11 protein-coding genes and 1 pseudogene are annotated in these 14,845 nt (G+C 45.9%); 6 read left to right on the forward strand and 6 right to left on the reverse strand.

The genetic code is table 11. From position 1 onward, the window contains the following. The first annotated feature begins 483 nt into the window (after positions 1-483). The 6 genes and pseudogenes from ISR87_08405 (at position 484) to ISR87_08430 (ending at position 8,030) form a co-directional block, all read left to right on the forward strand. Complete coding sequence (locus ISR87_08405; GenBank protein MBL7025466.1) at positions 484-2,010, forward strand: family 10 glycosylhydrolase; 1,527 nt, start codon at positions 484-486, stop codon at positions 2,008-2,010. A 33-nt stretch (positions 2,011-2,043) separates the two neighbouring features. Further along, positions 2,044-2,160: pseudogene (locus ISR87_08410) on the forward strand (transposase). A 272-nt stretch (positions 2,161-2,432) separates the two neighbouring features. Further along, the gene (locus ISR87_08415) at positions 2,433-4,598 is read left to right on the forward strand and encodes a T9SS type A sorting domain-containing protein (protein ID MBL7025467.1); all 2,166 of its coding nucleotides are present in this window, start codon (positions 2,433-2,435) and stop codon (positions 4,596-4,598) included. A 34-nt stretch (positions 4,599-4,632) separates the two neighbouring features. After that, a complete protein-coding gene (locus ISR87_08420) occupies positions 4,633-5,580 on the forward strand; it encodes an ABC transporter ATP-binding protein (protein ID MBL7025468.1) in 948 nt (315 codons plus the stop codon). 445 nt (positions 5,581-6,025) lie between these two features. Then, entirely contained in the window at positions 6,026-7,177 is a 1,152-nt protein-coding gene (locus ISR87_08425) for an ABC transporter permease (GenBank protein ID MBL7025469.1), read from the forward strand. 25 nt (positions 7,178-7,202) lie between these two features. Further along, a complete protein-coding gene (locus ISR87_08430) occupies positions 7,203-8,030 on the forward strand; it encodes a carboxypeptidase-like regulatory domain-containing protein (protein ID MBL7025470.1) in 828 nt (275 codons plus the stop codon). A gap of 184 nt (positions 8,031-8,214) precedes the next feature. Here ISR87_08430 and ISR87_08435 read toward each other — a convergent pair whose 3' ends face one another. The 6 genes from ISR87_08435 to ISR87_08460 form a co-directional block, all read right to left on the reverse strand. After that, positions 8,215-8,895: an NAD(P)H-binding protein gene (locus ISR87_08435; GenBank protein MBL7025471.1), complete on the reverse strand. Its 681-nt coding sequence runs from the start codon at positions 8,893-8,895 to the stop codon at positions 8,215-8,217. 81 nt (positions 8,896-8,976) lie between these two features. After that, complete coding sequence (locus tag ISR87_08440) at positions 8,977-9,774, reverse strand: hypothetical protein (protein MBL7025472.1); 798 nt, start codon at positions 9,772-9,774, stop codon at positions 8,977-8,979. Between the two features lie 39 nt (positions 9,775-9,813). Continuing rightward, positions 9,814-10,509: a hypothetical protein gene (locus ISR87_08445; GenBank protein MBL7025473.1), complete on the reverse strand. Its 696-nt coding sequence runs from the start codon at positions 10,507-10,509 to the stop codon at positions 9,814-9,816. Between the two features lie 45 nt (positions 10,510-10,554). Then, a complete protein-coding gene (locus ISR87_08450) occupies positions 10,555-11,493 on the reverse strand; it encodes a hypothetical protein (GenBank protein ID MBL7025474.1) in 939 nt (312 codons plus the stop codon). 157 nt (positions 11,494-11,650) lie between these two features. Beyond that, positions 11,651-12,787 (reverse strand): beta-lactamase family protein, encoded by a 1,137-nt coding sequence (locus ISR87_08455; GenBank protein MBL7025475.1) that lies wholly within the window; start codon positions 12,785-12,787, stop codon positions 11,651-11,653. Positions 12,788-13,406: 619 nt separating this feature from the next. Next, the coding region (locus tag ISR87_08460; GenBank protein ID MBL7025476.1) for a hypothetical protein at positions 13,407-14,845 on the reverse strand (1,439 nt) is incomplete at its 5' end.

The following is a 14,845-nucleotide window of genomic DNA, read 5'->3' on the forward strand; positions in this document are numbered from 1 at the left end:
GGACATGTCCAGAGTACGGGTGGGTCCAATCATTAAGTAAATGGGGATAAGCCTGCCCTTATGGCAAGAAGTCGGAGATTGCCGCACTCATTGCATTCGCTGCAATGACAGAAAGGACAAATCCCAATATGTCTTCGCGAGAAGGTCGAAGACCGACGACGCGATCTCGATTCATCCACCAACCAAGGATCTGGAGATTGCCACACTCACTCCGTTCGCTCGCAATGACAGTTTCTGTTGATCCGAATCCGGTTCCACGAGGAGGCATACAGCAATATTTCCCCCAGTTTCCAGTTTCAAATCAACATTAGTATTCATTCACTCAATTCGTTCCATTCGTGTTCAAAAGAAAGCATAACCCCTTGCTCCCCGCCCCCCCCAGTTTCAAGTTTCAAACCTCACGGAGTATTAGCCCTGAGCACTGTCCCCAACTATATTGCCTGGAACCCATTTATTTGGACCCAAAAGCCAGGAAAGCCACCCATGAAACACACCACGCTATTGATCATTGTCGCGATAATCCTTGCTGCCTGTGCGGCACCACAGCCACCCATTGTACCAGAGCAAAAGGAACGGCCAGCGACTGAAGCCAGGCCTGATTTTGAAATTCCCAGAGAGTTTCGGGCGGCCTGGGTAGCCACCGTCGCCAATATTGATTGGCCCAGCAAACCCGGTCTTAGTACTGCCGAGCAACAAGCTGAAGCCATCAGCCTTCTGGATAGTGCAGTGATCCTTAACCTCAACGCCATAGTATTTCAGGTGCGACCCCAGTGTGATGCCCTTTATGAGAGCAATCTGGAACCCTGGTCTTACTTTCTTACCGGTGAGCAGGGTAAGGCACCAGAACCTTTTTATGATCCCCTGAGCTTTTGGGTGGAAGAATCCCACAAACGTGGGTTAGAACTCCATACCTGGTTTAATCCCTACCGCGCCCACCATCCAAACGGACAGAAGAATGAAACCTCAGTCATTGCAACCCGCCCGGAAATCGTCCGCGAAATTGACAATGGCTATTTCTGGCTGGATCCATCCATGCAGGCCACCCAGAACTATTCCTTTGATGTGGTTATGGATGTGGTCAAACGCTATGATATCGATGGTGTTCATTTTGATGATTACTTCTACCCCTACAGCAGTATTGAATTTCCCGATAGCACACAATGGGAAGCCTACCTGGAAAACGGAGGAAGCCTTGAGCGTCATGACTGGCGCCGCGAAGCTGTAAATGTTTTTATCAAGCGGGTCTATGAGGGCATCAAAGCTGAAAAAAACTGGGTCAAGTTTGGCCTCAGTCCATTTGGAATCTGGCGTCCTGGCAATCCGCCTTCAATCAAAGGCTATGACCAATACGACAAACTCTATGCAGATGCAAAACTGTGGCTCAACGAAGGCTGGGTGGATTACTGGACCCCTCAGCTCTATTGGCCCACACGCAAAATCCCCCAGAGCTATCCCGTCCTGCTGGGTTGGTGGGTTAGTCAAAACTCCCACAACAGAAATCTCTGGCCTGGTCTTTTTACCAGCAAGATCAATGATGAAGCTTCCGCCCTGGAAAACTTCAGTCAGATTATGATAACACGTGGAATGGTTCCTGATGGTCCAGGTAATGTTCACTTTTCCATGAAGGCCCTCCAGCGTAATTATGGAGGCATTTCAGATATCCTGCTTGGTGGTCCATATAGACACCCCGCGCTTATTCCTGCTTCTCCTTGGCTTGACAATCAGCCCCCTGTTGCTCCCCTGGTGGAAATCGAACCCAAAGAAGGCAATGTCCACATCAATTGGTTTCATGAGGATGTGGATGATGTCAACCAATGGGTGGTTTATTTCCAGAGAGGCAGGCACCGGGATTACCAGATTTTGACTTCCGATAACGAAGCTTATGTCCTACCCCTGGTCATCCGCTCCGAGGATGGTATGACGCCGCCCCAAATATTGGATACCATTGCTGTATCTGCAGTAGATCGTCTGGGTAATGAGAGTGAACGAGTTTATATCCCGGTGAGATAGTGTCATAACTGACTATTTGCAGGTTGTCTTTCTGAGGCTGTGTTCGGTCAGATCAAGGCGAATCGTCAGTTCAGGCGGTTCCTGCTTCGTGGTCTTGATAAGGTAACCATCGAGTTCGGATTGGTAGCCATTGCCCATAATCTCATGAAACGATGGCAAAGAATCATGATGCTACTGAAAAATACAGACATTATTGTGGCTGAAAGACTGCTTTTAGTACCAAGGTTCAAAAATTAACGCAGGGACTCTGTATGTTTATCAATCTGTGCAAATCCGTGTGAATCCGTGGTTAAAAACAAAAGAGGCCGCCTCATGTTCTGAGACAGCCCCTTCATTCTTTATCCAACATTCCTTAAGGGCTGTTCAATACCTATATTCCCAGACACAATTTTTGCAAAACTTTTTGGCGAAGGGACTCCACGATGAAACACTGGCTCCTCATAGCAATAACCGCTCTCAGTATAAGAGGGGAATGGTCCAATGATCCAGGTAACCCCGTCAATCTTGGCTCCGGTATTCAACCTCAAATCGTCAGCACATCAGATGGTGGATCCTATGTAGCCTGGTTGACCAGCGGAAATTTCCATATTTATCTTCAACGACTGGATATCAATGGCGATCCCCAGTGGAATCCTGGCGGCATCCTGGTAAGCGATGCCCCCAATAGTAGCTGGATCGCAGTATATCATATGAATCTGGCTGTGGACGGGGAAGACAATGCCATTATTTCAACCGTGGACACCCGCACTGGAAACTGGGAAGTTTATGCCTATAAGATTGATCCTGATGGAAACGCCGTGTGGAATGAAAACGGTTTGGCCCTCTCGGTAAATGGAAGAGACAACATATCACCCCGTTTGGTTGTAGAAACTTCGGATAACAGTGTGATCGTGACCTGGTCAGATGATTACTCCTCCCTGCGTCTGCAAAGGATTAGCTCCGATGGTCAGGTGTTGTGGGGAACCAGCGGGATTAATGCCTCTACTTTCAATGCCTCGCTAATGAGTCCTCAGCCAGTACAGAGTTCAGATGGTCATATCCTGGTCCAGGCTGTGAAGCAAACCGGTTCATTTCCAGCTCTGAGCAGTCAGGTCATCATGCAGAAATACGCACTGGATGGCACTGCTCAATGGAGTTTCTGGCTACCCCTTGCCGACCCGGTTGGTTTCCCCCTGGGTAACTGGCTCCAGGATATTCAACCCGATTTAAACGGAGGAGCCTTCTCATCCTGGACCGAAATGACAGGCCAAAATCAAACCGGCAAGATTCAATCTGTCAGCGATACGGGAACGCTTGAATGGACAAGTGCTACAGAAGCATCCACATCAGCAAGCAACTTCAGGGTGAGTCCCCGGCTTGCTCTGGCAAACGATAGCTCAGGAGTATATACAGTCTGGGGTGAATCTGATGCCGCCCAGATCAATCGGGGAATCTTAGTACAACGGATAGATACAACAGGCACTCGAATGTGGGGTGATGGCGGCCTGGTTGTGGAACCCATGGGTCTTTCATCATTTCTGGATATCAATACAGATCAAGTAGAGAATGATTTATTACTCAGCTATATCAGACAATACAGCTTTGGGACCATGGATATTTTCGCCAGCAGACTGGAAACTGACGGCTCTTTTGTATGGAATGCCGAGAGAGTTCCAGTAACAAATTCAGCCGCGGAAAAATCCGATTTAAGCATGACCAGAGGACCGGGCTGTACCTTTTTGACCTGGTCCGAAGCTGGAGGCATCAAAGCCCACTGTCTGCTGGATGATGGCAGCCTGGGTATTCCAGGTGAAACGCCACGGGATACACTGAATTATTTTCCACTATTAGTCAATTCGGGAATGGTTTTAGCCAGCGAGATAGATACTACCACGTTCATGATTGTACATTCAACAAATATTAATGGAAATCTATACCATGTTTTTGATACCTATTACCCTGGTGAGAGCATAAACCAGTTCCGTGTCGATGGAAATCAGGTCAAAGTATGGGATGGTAACGATGATGCCGTCTTGTATGATATTTCTGTCCCTTTAAACACAACCTGGGAGTTTAATGTGGGCGAATATAGCTCTCAAATCACATTCGTCAGTATGGGCGATACCATCGAAACAGGATTAGGTGTGTATGAAAACTGTTTTTGCTTTCATCGCAATATTGGTGCGGACTATGAGTATTACGACTGGCTTGCTGAGGATGGTGGCCTGGTGCAACGGGATGTGGTAACCATAGCGGGTGCAAGACGGTATATCATGATAGATCAAATCGTTCCCGTTGCTATTGAAGATGAAAAACAATCAACTACTCCTGGAAATTTCCAGCTAAGCCAGAACTACCCCAATCCGTTTAATCCCAGCACGCAAATTCAATACGTATTGCCTGAGCGAGCGGAGATTTCAGTCGCCATTTATGATGTAAATGGAATTCAGGTTGTAGAACTTCAAAACGGTATCCAGGAAGCTGGAAACTATATCCTTCAATGGCATACTGCCAATGAAGCAGGATCACCAGTTCCATCAGGGCTATATTTTTGTCGAGTCACTGGATTCGGATTGGCACAGACCATAAAAATGGTGCATTTGAAGTAGTTAAAGCGGGTATATTCCAGGCACGGGGAAAGCCATGATATCTATTTCACATCTCAGAAAAACTTTTGGTGATCTGGTTGCCGTAGATGACTTGTCTCTTACCATTAATCAGGGTGAGATTCTGGGACTCCTGGGTCCCAACGGTGCTGGAAAAACGACCACCATCCGCATGCTCTGTGCTTTACTGGAATCAGATGGGGGAGAGATCAAATGGGAATCCTCAGCTGATCTATCAGAGCTGGTGGGATTTTGCCCCCAGGAAAATCTGTATTGGCCACGGCTCACCTGTCTGGAGCAATTGATTTTTCTTGGTAAAATGCATGGTATGTCAGCTGAAGCAGCCCATGATCGAGCCGTTGAGTTACTTAAGATGCTGAGCCTGTCGAGAAAAGCTGATGTTTATGCCTCCAAACTTTCTGGGGGTATGCAGCGTCGCTTGAATATTGCACTGGCCCTCATACACAACCCGCCTGTTCTCATATTGGATGAACCCGAAGCCGGTCTGGATCCCCAGAGTCGCATCCTGGTGCGAGATCTCATTCGCTCCCTGGCCAAACAGAAAACCGTTATTATCACCACCCACAATATGGATGAAGCAGAACGCCTCTCCGACCGCGTAGCCATTATTGATCATGGGAAACTTCTGGAGGTGGGCAGCGTCGACTCGCTGAAGGAAATATTGGGAACCGGAGATTGTCTGGAATGTCGCTTTGAGTCAGATCTGGAATACCTCCTGGCGGAAAAAGCTTCTCAAGCCACACAGTTCCTTACAGATGTGAGTACTGTTTTGGGTCAACCAGCCGAAACCATCTCGGTTATGCAGCATCAGTTGATTATCAGACCTTTTCAACATCTTGAAAAGCTATCTGATTTGACTGATCTGGCAAAAAAACACGGCCTGGGAATTGGAGATATCCAACTCCGCAAAACCACTCTTGAAGATGTCTTTATTCACCTCACAGGAAGGGCTTTGAGAGAATGAGCTGGTCAAACTATTTCAGACACCCTCTTTTCCCGGCGGCTGAGCTTGAAGCCAAAGGCCATCCCGAGATCGCTTCAGTCGCCAGGCTCCTTCGCGAAGACAGGTCAGGCAAAGTTTCAATATTAATGCGAGGGAGTGAAATGAGCGCGGCCTGTCCGCCGAAGTTGCAACGCAGGCGGACAATCTCCGTCTTCTTGCCTGGTTGTGTCATCCTGAGCTCGTCGAAGGATAGACACAAAAGGAACCGACTCCTGGGTTTGGGTCATCCTGAGGACTTCTGCTTCGTTCGGTATAAACTCCTTCGAGGGATGAAACCAAAGCATATTTTAACAAGCCTTCGGGTCCCAAGAGAACACTTCGACAAGCTCAGTGTGACACCTCAGGATAACGCTCCGGCCTGGCAGGTAAACTCAATTTCCAGCGACCTGAAAAAACGAGATAATTCATGATCTGGGCCATCTTCACAAAAAGCGTAAAAGAACAGCTCCGCAATTTCTGGATACTCATCCTGACGGTGTCCATGGCGCCCTTTTTTGTCTTTGTATATTTTTTGATCAACGAAGCCAGTCAACCCCACTACCGAGCGCTCATCCTAAATTCGGATCAAGGCGTCCAGATCCAGGGTGAGGTGATCAATCTGGGGGAAAGCTTGCTGCCAGAACTCCAGGAATATATTGGCAGTGTGGAAAACATGCCCTTGAGTATCCACTCCGCAGACTCTCGGGATGGCGCTATTAAGAAAATTGAATCTCATAAGGCTGATGTCCTCGTGGTGATTCCTCCTTATTTCAGCCAGTCCATACTCATAGAACCACCAACCACTCCAGAAATTGAAATTGTGGGCAATCTAACCAGTACGGGTTACTTAATCTCAGCGGTCTGGGTGGGTGAGATGCTCAATGATTTTATGGCTCACCAGACTGGAAAGGGCCGGCTTTTTGCCGTGAAGGAAACAGCTCTGGGGCTATCAGATCAGATTGATGAGTTCGAGCTCTGGATGCCCGGCATGCTCATCCTCTCCATCATCATGCTCATGTTTTCGGCAACCATCGCTATTATTGTGGAAGTCGATCAAGGTACCATTCTCAGATTGAAGTTGTCTGGAATGAAGGCCTGGCAGTTTCTACTTGGAGTGGGAGCCAGTCAGGTGCTGGTGGGGATCATTGCTATTTTTCTCACCCTGGGTGCAGCCACCTCCCTGGGCTTTGAAATGCGAGGCGCCTTCACATCCTTTTTGTTGATCACCGTCCTCACCAGTATCAGTATGATTGCCTTTAGTTTGATTCTGGCCGCTGCTACCCGTTCGGTAACGGACGTTTTGGTGGTGGGTAACTTTCCACTCTTTCTGTTTATGTTTTTCTCCGGGGCAGCCTTTCCAATATCCACCAAAGCCTGGTTTTATCTGGGTGACTATGGCATCAGTTGGCAAACCCTCATGTCAGCTGCACCAGCAATTTCAGCCCTCCAAAAAATCAGTATCATGGGTGTTGGACTAAGTGATGTCAGTGGCGAGCTATTGGCACTAACGCTTATGACAGTCATCTATTTTGTCATTGGTTTATGGGGCTTTCAGCGACGACACCTCAGAACAAAATAGACAGTCCATCGTACAAATAATCATCATGATAATCATACGAATCATCTTTCTGCTCGTCTTAATACCCCTTTCAGGCTGGAGTGAGACTATATCTGGTCGTATGGTTGACAGTGAGACCGGGGTGGCCTTGCCTTATGTGAATATCGGCGTTCTGGGTGGGGAGCGGGGGACGGTCTCCAACGAACAGGGCTATTTCCATTTAGATCTCACGGATCTGATGCCAGAATCAACAATCCGCTTCTCCTTTATTGGCTATGAAAACCATGATGCTACTGTTGAAAAGCTGAGCGGGTTGGGTGGCAACCTGGGGGAAGTCAAACTGACTCCCATAACACTGGAAATGCAGGCAGTCCTGGTGTTTCCCCGAGAATTCAAAGAGAAGGTTGTGGGAAATCCCCACCCTCCTGCCATGATGCGAGGCGGCTTCGCAGAAGACAGCTTGGGTTATGAGCTAGGTATTCGAGTCAAAATAAGAAAGCGACCAACCCTGTTAAAGACCCTGACCCTGCATGGCGTTACCACCACCTATGACACTGTCTTTTATCGACTGAACGTCTATGAAATGGAAGATAAACAACCAGGCAAGAACATTCTCACAAAACCCATTTACATTACACTCACCGATTTTGAACAACTCGCAGACATCACTATCGATCTAACATCACACCACATTGTGGTTCACGACGATTTCGCAATCACGTTGGAGTATGTAAAAGAGTTGGGTGAGGGTGACCTGCAATTCTCAACAGGCATCCTCAATGGGAAAATATTTTATCGCAAAACCAGCCAGGCCCCCTGGCATTCAGCGCCCTTTGGTCTGGGAATGAGCGTGCTGATCCGCTACGAGAAGTAGCGCTAATTAGTGCCTGTCCATAAAGTCAGTGCTAAACAGATGCTACTACAGTTTTTACAACGAATCTATCTACACCCTATGGGTTTCGATAGACAAGTTTGACGACGATTACGAGATAGCATTAAATATTTTCGTGGATTTCGTTTGTTTCGTTGTGAAAGAAGCGTTTAAAGACAGACTCTAATTAAGAGCTGTGGGCAAGTGCTGAAGGTGTCTGGCAACCCACTATTGCAGGCGCTTCCTGAATCAAATCGTCCTTAACCAGGGCATCCACCATGAATAAGGCGAAATCGATGCGCCGGGTCATGTTGCTCTCCAGGATGGGATCACCAATATGATGGCTCCAGACGGGAAAGCCCTGGCTTTCACCTTCTTCCAGATCACTGCCTCGTACCACGGTCCACTTTGTGTCGCTTTTGAAGATGCGGTCGCAGGCTTCGACCTGGTCATCCAACTCCAGCATTCTGGTTATCTTTCCAATCCAACGACCAATGACAACCTGAATCTTGAGCAGACGCGAATAGATATCTTGATTATCACGGGTAATGTGCCATCCGCAGGAGAAGATGAGGCGAGCATTGGGTTGGGCAAAATCAAGAACAGCCTGGGCGGTTCCGGAAGCATATTGTTGAACCCCCCAGGGCACCAGGACAGTGAGGACGCCATCACAACCGTTAACCGCCTGTTTAATGAGTTCTCTATCATTGGTAGCTCCAGGGAGAATGGTCATCTTATCTCTATAGTCATCCAGCTTGCCCACACTTTTTTCCCGGCACACGCCAACCACTTCGTAACCCAGATCCAGACAATGCTGAACCATATATCTTCCCAGTTTTCCTGATGCCCCCACGACACAGACTTTCATATATACTCCTAAGGATAATTATTGAGATTGTTATGTGTGTGAAACTAGACAGATTCTTTCAAACGAGAACAATTAATCACTTCAGAGGTTCAGACTTGATTTGAATGCATCTAAAATGGTATCCAGCTCTGAACCATATACAGTTCCAAACATCTCTCGGTAGCTTTCTGGTGCTTCGATATAGAGTTTGATGTAGTCTTGCAGAGCTGCCAGACCGTACTGATTTACCAAATAGTCTATGAAAAGCTGGTAGTAGGTGTAATTCAACTTGAGGTTGGGGAAGGACATTTCAAGAGGATTTTGCTCTCTTAAACTGCCAAAACTGATCTGCCTTGATTTGCATATCTCGACGAATTCCCAGGGGGAGTAAAAATGATGGCCACTGAAATATTGGGCAATCCCTTCCAGTAACCAACCCTGTTCATGCATCTTTAAAGCCTTCCTGAAACTGGTGTTCTGATCCATGAGCATATGAGACAACTCATGCTTCAAGTAGGTCTTAATGCCAAAGGAAGATCGTCTTGCTGTGGGTCCAATATAAATCAGGTTAAGCATGCTTAAGGAAACGGAATAACCCGAGCCCCTCAACCAGGGAGCAAACCGTTTCATGCTGGTGGTTGGATCTACAATGATGATGGTACACTTCTTCTGGTAGCTAAGCTTGTGAAACGTCTCTTCCTTATCCAGGATTGTATCGATGTGGAAGACAATAGAATCCGACGAAGTCATATTCTGGATATAGATATTTGCTTTGGAGGATGGGATTTTTTGAAAACCAGGTTTTATGGGACTCCAGGCGAAGAGGGGGCCCCAGAACAGATAGAACAGCAATCCCATTGAGATGATGGTAACAATATAGGTGATCTTTTTTTTAAACATGGTCTGAGGTATCTTAAAACCGCCAAGTGGCGGAAGGTTTCACCTTACTTCTGGAGCAGACTTTTTTGCCAGCCTGAATAGATCAAAGCTCATCAGGGGATACCATATCAGGTAGGCTACCATACCAAAGGATAAATACTCTGTGATCCCTGGCAGGAAGGGTGAAAGCATATGTTGAGTCAAATCAAAACTATTCCCCACAATACCAGCGATGGCAGTGGTTTTATGGAAGTCCCTGGAACTAAGCATAACCACAGATATCATGATCCCCCCGGTTTGTAGTAAAGCACCTGAGACATAGGATCCAGTGCTGTTCCACCAACCGCTGGCTAGAATCGACTCTCCTGCTGCCAGAAGCTGTGATCGCTCACTCCCAGAGCTGGCCTGTATATATTTTTCACCAAGATGGACCAGAGCAAAGGTTGACTCACCGGCAAAACTTACAACCACAGCGATGAGGGTAAATCCAGCCCCAAAAAAACTTAACACGGGGTTGTGCTTCCACAAGTTCACCAGAAGCGCCGGAAAATTTCCAAGATAAAATCCCACCAGAAGCATCATCATCAGATCAAGCCGCAGCAGGCTGGTCCAGAAGTTGGCTTGTTGAGCGAGAAAAAATTCTTCAGAGCTGGTCACCCTTGGTCCTATGGTAAACGTGACAATCATGTAAGTCGCAATGAGGGTTAATTGCATGATGGAACAAATAGCGCCAATACGATATAACTGTGAATGCATTTTTTTATCCCCTAAGATTAAAGGCGTTCGAAATATGGTTTTGACTCAATCCGTATCAGAAATCAACCAGTGGATGATATTTAGCACGAGCTGTTTGTTATCATAGTTGCCATAATTAAATCCAGCCCGTATGGTTTTAAAAAATATTCTCACCTCTTGCGCTGTGAACATGGCTGCCTCTCCAGCAATGACAATCCTGCCTGAACCGTATTTGCAGGCGATAAGTTGAGATTGTCCAGGCACAGGGAAATAAGTTGATGGTTCTGCTGATACGATTGAGGCGCTAGCCTTTGCATAATAATTTCGGGCTGAATCTGATAGTTGCAGGATTGAGGTCCAGGTAGAGTCAAAACTCAGGGACTGCCCGGTAAAGGTAATGACGCGCTGAATTGCAGGTTCTGGATTGTCAACCTGGAGGATGGGGTGAATGCCCAGCCCTCCATTTTCCCTGCTATACTCCAGCCAGGTAGCCCTGCCAATCTCCGGGTTCTGTCTGGATGTGTCCACGGTCCAGACGCTTTGCATGCCAACCCCCAATGCTCGGGCCAGATCAGCAGCAGCACTGCCAAAGGGGTCATGGTCAGCGATGAGGAACAGGGACCCTCCCTGGCTAATCCATTCGATGAGGACCTCTATTTCGCTCTCCGAAAAGGCACTGGTCATCCCACCATCTTTTTGTTCCTCACCTGTGGCATTGGCGATGATGAGTAAATCAACATGCTGTAATGCTTTTTGGGTAAAGCGGTCTTCATGGATGCTGAGAACGATACCATCATTATTGAGCAAAGTCGCGAATGGTTTATAGGTGGAATGAATATGGTGAAAATTCCCATGACCCGCATCAAATAATACCACAGGAGAGTTCTTAGCGTTGAATGTTGGTCGTTCCACCGACACGTCAGTTCGCATATCTGGTCTCTGATAGACACAGGAAACAAAGATTAATAAGGGTATAATTAATTGAAGTATTCGCTTTTTGTTCACGTGATTCCCCTTCATGTATCAAGCTGATTTGCATTCCGCCATGATAGCGGTGAACTGGCCTGCCCTCTGGAGCGATTAATCAAAGGATGGGCTTGTGCATGGTCTGTCGTGGCCAAGATTGAGTAAATCGAAGCCAGGAGGCAAAGTCTGATGCTTGTTATGTGTTCGCCTGCGCTATTTTTTGCTCTATTTGACCAAATAGATCATACATCAGCTTTGTGATATCTGGCCTATCATTCAACAGAGCAGAAATATTTGTCAGGACAACAATTCCAACCTTATTATCTTTCTCGAAAGCAATTCCACTTGAATACCCCATGGTACCACCGTGATGATAATAGACTCTCTCAGCATGCATTTTTGAATAGTGCCAACCTAGAGCAACGTCATAATCTTCGTCAATCTCATATGTTTTATCATGGGACCAAACAAAAGGTGCTAGATCATCCATATTTGCTTTAACAAATTTCACCATATCCCTGGTGGATGATTTCAAACTCCCTGAGCACACATACAAGTCACTAATAATCAATGGAGCAACCGCTCCCATTTCATTATAACCTACAACCATTTGCTGCCTTTGAGCAGGTGATAAATTAACGACAGTGTTTTCCAGACCTATTTGCCTGCCAATATGGTAGTCGACCAATGATTCAAAGTCACCCCCAAGTTTATCACAAACGATCATGCAGAGAAGTGACATGCCCAAATTGGAGTATGCATAGCTTGAGCCAGGTTTGAAATCATAGGTGCAATTTTGACTCAAGTATTTACTTACAATAGCTATTTCATCTTCATCTGAAATTTCATACTCATAATCCTTTATCAATCCTTCTGGTAATGCATGAATGCCCGATGTATGATTAGCTAAGTGTTGAATCAGAACTGCTTGTCCGGCGAGCTCATACTCACTGAGTTCAATGGGCAAATGTTCTTGGATAGGATCGTCCAGCTCCAAATAGCCTTGCTCCAGACATATTGTCAGAAGCGTTGCAAGAAAGACTTTACTTGTTGATCCGATCTCAAAAAGCTTATCCTCATTTTTGATTGATACCAAAGAATGACCTTCCTTGTGTATACCTAGATATTGGACACTATCCCCAAGGATGACGGCCAATGAGATTTCGGTTTTGTCAGGGTATATTCGACTATTTGCCTCAATTTTGCTTACAATAGCCTGATCAAAGATCCCTTCTTGGAAGGTTACTTCATTTTCAGTTATCGGAGCCAACAGATTGAATAATACAACAAAGATGGCTAGAATAACGCCAAGGATTAATAGTCTGGCATTCATGTTAATCACACCGAATGTTTTGGACCGTTCTACGTACTGGAACTGCAATGGGAAATCTTGAGCCTGCTTGTCGTAGCTCCAGGAGGATGTAGACTAGTTTGCTATGATGACGCCTAAAGAGCGTAGTCTGGCCTGTCATTGCTTAGCTCCGGTATGGCAGGCTGAGTTGACTATACTTTATAAGACTGTCCTCAGCGAATAAGAAACAATTCAAATTAATGCCTGCCCCCATTAGAATGATATTTCCGTCGCCTGTAACGGCTCGGCACTCACCGTTTATTGCACCTTGAATTACAATATTATTCAGTTCAAAAGGTGAGGCCAGTATAGGGGTCAGAAGAAAAACACAAATTACTATTCTCAGACGGGTTCTTCTCAAAATCATGATATTTGTCCTCAGCTTCTCCAGACCTGCGATTGTATGGCACCTGTGGAACGGGCCTGGTTTTATGACCCTGGTATGACTTATTAGTCCACCGAAGGCTATATTCTATTCAACTGAAAAGCACGACTCTTGATGGCTATATTGCTCCCCCGATATAGGCTCGATTGATTCTTCCTCACTTCGAAAGCTAGCAACAAAAGCTTGTTTGACAGGTTCCAGCAAGATTGCCACCCCTTACCATTCTTTTAATATCAGCTTTGGTGTGATCTGCTTATTCAGCCAGTCCAATTCTATTTCTCTGTCTAGCCCTATCTGAACCAGTCTCGAGTTGTCAGTATTTTCGCTCTTTATTATTAGATAGGTCTCCCCGGGTGAAATCGCAAAAGCTGGATTTGGACCATGCGTAGTAATTATTTCTCCACGAGAACCATTATTGAAAAGTTTTCTTCTTAATTCACCTTCATCCCAATTCGTGTGGTAAACATGCTGATTATCCATTGACCAGCGAAACACGAAAAAATCGAATCCTTGTGTCATAGTCATCGTTGAGAAATCATAAGTTCTATGTCCCCCGTATGTGGTAGAATAGATTATAACCTTTGATCGATCTGGTGACAAACGCATTGGCCATCCATCATCGCCCCCACTGAATAGAAACTGTCTTTCTGCCCCTGTTGTATCCATAATAGCGTAATCAGCACCCATTCCAGGACCACTGCCATCATCAAAAAAAACTTTACGGTTGTTATCTACTAAAAAGACTTCTTCCATCTTTCCATATTCATCAGTTGTAATTTGTCTCAACAAAAGGTTACCTCGTTGCCACAGAGATATTTGTCGACTGCGCCACGCACCCAGATTTAATACAAACAAGTTGCCATTATCACCAACATCTAAACTTCTAATCGGGTTCTGGAGGGTCAGGAGTTCCTCACATTGGCCGGTCACATAATCATATCTGGATATAGTGGAGACCTCCTCATCATATCCAGAATAAAAATAGACCGCTTCAGGCTTGATGAGTATTTGTGAGTTTATGGGGAAGCAAAACGAGAGAAGAGTAGATTCACATGTTGTCAGATCATATTTCCACACCTCATTGTCTGAGTTATATACTAAAGCATTTAAAGGTTCTACTTCTTGAATTTTAGTCCAATAGGTTATAGGGAATGCTGTGTGTGTCTCGCTTCCATCAAGGTTTGAGATCAACCATTCTCCATTATAATAGTAAATAACTCTATGATTTGGAAGCCCAGTAGCGGGCATGCTCAAAATTGCGCCAGAATTAATCAGGATTTTGAGCGTGAATGTCTGAATCTCTCTTTCCATGAGTTCAGCTGCAAGAAATTCTGTATCCGTTATGTTTCCTGTCTCATAGATTACTTCAAGGGTGTCATTTAGTAGCTGATAGCCTAGAAAGTCACTTCCTTGATATTGCTCCCAGGCAATCCTGAAACCAGTTGTTACTTTTTCCACGTTAACGATCACGGTAGAGTCTAATTGAATCTCTAGGCATTCAATGGAATCAGGGCCTGCCAAATAATATCCAGGTGGACATATAACTTCTAAACACTCTGTGGAATCCTCTCCACCTAGATAATATCCGGGTGGACATTCAATTGACAGGCACTCAGTAGAATCCTGTCCTCCCAGGTAATACCCTGGAGGACAGG

This window comes from Candidatus Neomarinimicrobiota bacterium (assembly GCA_016784545.1).
Taxonomy (GTDB): Bacteria; Fidelibacterota; UBA8477; order UBA8477; family JABMPR01; genus JABMPR01.

Bases quoted from the DNA above. Each gene is read 5' to 3' on its own strand.
- ISR87_08405 (MBL7025466.1), top strand. From the start codon at position 484: ATGAAACACACCACGCTATTGATCATTGTCGCGATAATCCTTGCTGCC.
- ISR87_08415 (MBL7025467.1), top strand. From the start codon at position 2,433: ATGAAACACTGGCTCCTCATAGCAATAACCGCTCTCAGTATAAGAGGG.
- ISR87_08420 (MBL7025468.1), top strand. From the start codon at position 4,633: ATGATATCTATTTCACATCTCAGAAAAACTTTTGGTGATCTGGTTGCC.
- ISR87_08425 (MBL7025469.1), top strand. From the start codon at position 6,026: ATGATCTGGGCCATCTTCACAAAAAGCGTAAAAGAACAGCTCCGCAAT.
- ISR87_08430 (MBL7025470.1), top strand. From the start codon at position 7,203: ATGATAATCATACGAATCATCTTTCTGCTCGTCTTAATACCCCTTTCA.
- ISR87_08435 (MBL7025471.1), bottom strand. From the start codon at position 8,895: ATGAAAGTCTGTGTCGTGGGGGCATCAGGAAAACTGGGAAGATATATG.
- ISR87_08440 (MBL7025472.1), bottom strand. From the start codon at position 9,774: ATGTTTAAAAAAAAGATCACCTATATTGTTACCATCATCTCAATGGGA.
- ISR87_08445 (MBL7025473.1), bottom strand. From the start codon at position 10,509: ATGCATTCACAGTTATATCGTATTGGCGCTATTTGTTCCATCATGCAA.
- ISR87_08455 (MBL7025475.1), bottom strand. From the start codon at position 12,787: ATGAATGCCAGACTATTAATCCTTGGCGTTATTCTAGCCATCTTTGTT.